The sequence below is a fragment of the bacterium genome, from assembly GCA_040755795.1.
GTDB lineage: Bacteria > UBA9089 > CG2-30-40-21 > CG2-30-40-21 > SBAY01 > JBFLXS01.
This window is the reverse complement of sequence record JBFLXS010000465.1, coordinates 1-2,865: the sequence shown is the minus strand read 5'-3', so window position 1 is coordinate 2,865 and position 2,865 is coordinate 1. Positions and strand designations below refer to the sequence as shown.

The following is a 2,865-nucleotide window of genomic DNA, read 5'->3' as shown; positions in this document are numbered from 1 at the left end:
TCAAAGGATAAGTTGCAAAAAAATCATCAGGCTTTTGAGCCTAATTTTGCCCTCTTTGAGCAAAATAAACAGATTGATAAGGATAAAGAGAATTTTAGAAGTAGCATAAAATTTACGAAAGTCCAGTAGTAGTTATTAACGAAAATTTCTCATAGAACAGATATAGCAACAGGGTTGATAGTTTATAGTTGATAGTAGATAGTTGATAGTTGAAGGACTATACACTATAAACTATAAACCATAAACTATAAACGAGTTTTGCATTTTGCTCTTTGGAGGAAATTGATAAAAAGAGGTTTTAAATACCCGCTTAAAAACTACAGTTTCTTAGTTTTGCAGAACTCTAAGTTTATAGTTTCATAGACTATCAACTATCAACAATACTAATGTGAACTTTTGGTTAATACTTACTATATTCATCCGTGTTAATCCGTGTCCATCAGTGGCTGAATAATTACATCGGTTTAATAAATACGAATGACCAGCCATTTCCAATTCCATCCAGTTGATTTACCCAACCTCTAAATCTATCATTACGGTATGCCTCTATCTGCATAAGGGTATAAAGAGGCACCCAGGGAACTTCGCGGATGATGAAATCCTGTAGTTCCAGGATAAATTCTCTTCTTTTTTCCCGCACCATTTCTTTAGCTGAGGCATCCGCTAATCTATCGAATTCAGGATTAATATAAGCCATCGGATTATTTCCATCTTTAACAACTTCTTTTGAATGGAAGAAAGAACGCATAAAATCCGGGTCAAGAGATAACCTATAGCCCAGTATAAACACATCAAAATCCCATTCGGTCATTACTTTATTAATTATATCTCCAAAGGAAGTAGGTGTTGCAATAGCGGGAATACCTATCTGTCTCAACCATTCTTGAATGAGCGTGCCACACATTGCCCTCAGTGGGTCATAATCTGCTGGCGGGGTAAGGATTTTAAAAGGTTTGACAGGTGTGCCATCAGGCATTTTTAATCCTTCTCCTTTTGTAATTTCTCCTTTGGCGTTCACTTTTGGTTCTTTTTTCCAGGAATAACCTGCTTTTTTTAAAATAGCGATTGCCTTTTTAATTCGTTCTGGTTGGCTCAGATTTGCACCATATTTAGGTGTATTGGGATTATACCAGAATTTATTTCCAGGCGGCATAATTGTATCATTGGGCACCCCATAATTTTGGAGGATGCGTGATTGAATAAATTTTTTATCGATTAAATAAGCCACTGCCTGACGAAAATTAATATCGTTAAAAGGTGGACGGCGAAGATTAAAGGCGAAGTATTTTAAGCCATTTTCAGGGTTATTAGTCAAAGTAATTTTTTTGTCTTTTTGCAAGTCTGAAACAAAACCAGGCTGGATAGGCCACCAGATAAAATCAATATCACCTTTTTTAAGGGCTAATATCGCCGCATCGGTGGTGCCATAAATCTTAAAAAGTATCTCGTCAAAATAAGGACCTACTTTTTTACCTTTTACTGTTCTGCCCGTGGCAAAATAAAGTGGATTTTTTACCAATTGGACATAAGAACCTTTCTTCCAGTCTGCAAACTTAAATGTCCCCATTCCGACAGGTTTCGTTACCTCATATTCCATCAAGTTGGTTAATGGGTCTTTTGTCTTTTTAATCTCTTCAATAATTGGTTGCCAGATATGTTTTGGAACTATGAGTGACATCAATGTGCGGGTAAAGAAAATGGCATAAGGCTCTTTTAACCAGAATTTAACCGTGTAGTTATCCACTGCCTCTACTTTTGTTATAAAATCCCAATCTGAATAATATCGTGGGATTTTGAATTCCATCAGGACATTAGCCGAAAACGCTACATCTTCAGCGGTAAATGGTTGACCATCCTCCCATTTGACACCTTTTTTAAGATGCACGATACAGGTATTATTTTTATGGTTATAAACAGGCTCTCCTTCGGCTAACCAGGGGATAATCTCAAATGTCTGGGGGTTGTGGGTGTATAGCCCTTCATAGAAAAAACCAAGCACATTCCAACTCCAGATATCAGATGCCTTAAATGGGTTTAGTTGTTTAGGTTCATCTTGCATACCTATCTTTAAGGTTGCCGAAAAAACCATATTAACACACCCAACTAATATTAATGAAACTATAATCAGTAATTTTTTCATATTTCCCTCCAATTGTTTTAGAATACAGATTTTCGCAGATTCACAAGATAAAAAAATCGGTAACCGTTCAGGTAATCCTTTACCGCAGAGACGCAGAGGAACAGAGAAGACATAGAAATAAAGTAACTATTCAGCCACTGATTAACACGGATTAGCACGGATAAATACAGAGGGCAGAAGGCAGAGGACAACAGGAGGAAAAATCTTCAGCCTAACTACGGACACGGATACCGGACACGATTCACGAATTTTCAGTGTTTCATCTGTGTCCATCTGTGGCTGAATAGTTATCAATAAATTTTAATTTTTTCTCTGCGTCTCTGTGTCTCTGCGGTGAATGGTTACCTGTTTTTAAGCCTTTTTAAACCCCGAAAAATGCGAAAAACACGAAAAAAGAGATATTTTCCTCTCTGTTTCTCTGCGTCTCTGCGGTGAACAGTCACTTATTCTTTTGATGCAGGAGGCGGTTGAGTTGCGGGAGCCTCCTTTTGTGCTTGTGGCACTGCTTGTTGTTGAGTTTCAGGAGCCGGTGGAGTTTGCTTTCCCGCCTCAGGAACTGCTTGACTTTCTGCTGGTGGTGCCGCAGGGGATGACTGACCTGCCGGTGGAACCCCAGCAGGAATTCCAGGAACTTGAGGCCTTTTAACATCCTGCATCTGTCCCTCGTTAATCATCCCTTTCCTTTGAATAACCGATGCTTGCCTGGGCAAGATAATAGTTAATAA

Annotated in this window: 2 protein-coding genes; both read right to left on the bottom strand. The window is 38.3% G+C overall.

Annotated elements, in window-relative coordinates; all coding sequences use genetic code 11:
- Nucleotides 1-454 precede the first annotated feature (454 nt).
- Complete coding sequence (locus AB1414_18415; GenBank protein MEW6609390.1) at nucleotides 455-2,140, bottom strand: ABC transporter substrate-binding protein; 1,686 nt, start codon at nucleotides 2,138-2,140, stop codon at nucleotides 455-457.
- Between the two features lie 443 nt (nucleotides 2,141-2,583).
- On the bottom strand, nucleotides 2,584-2,865 hold a 282-nt coding region (locus tag AB1414_18410; GenBank protein MEW6609389.1), incomplete at its 5' end, for a hypothetical protein.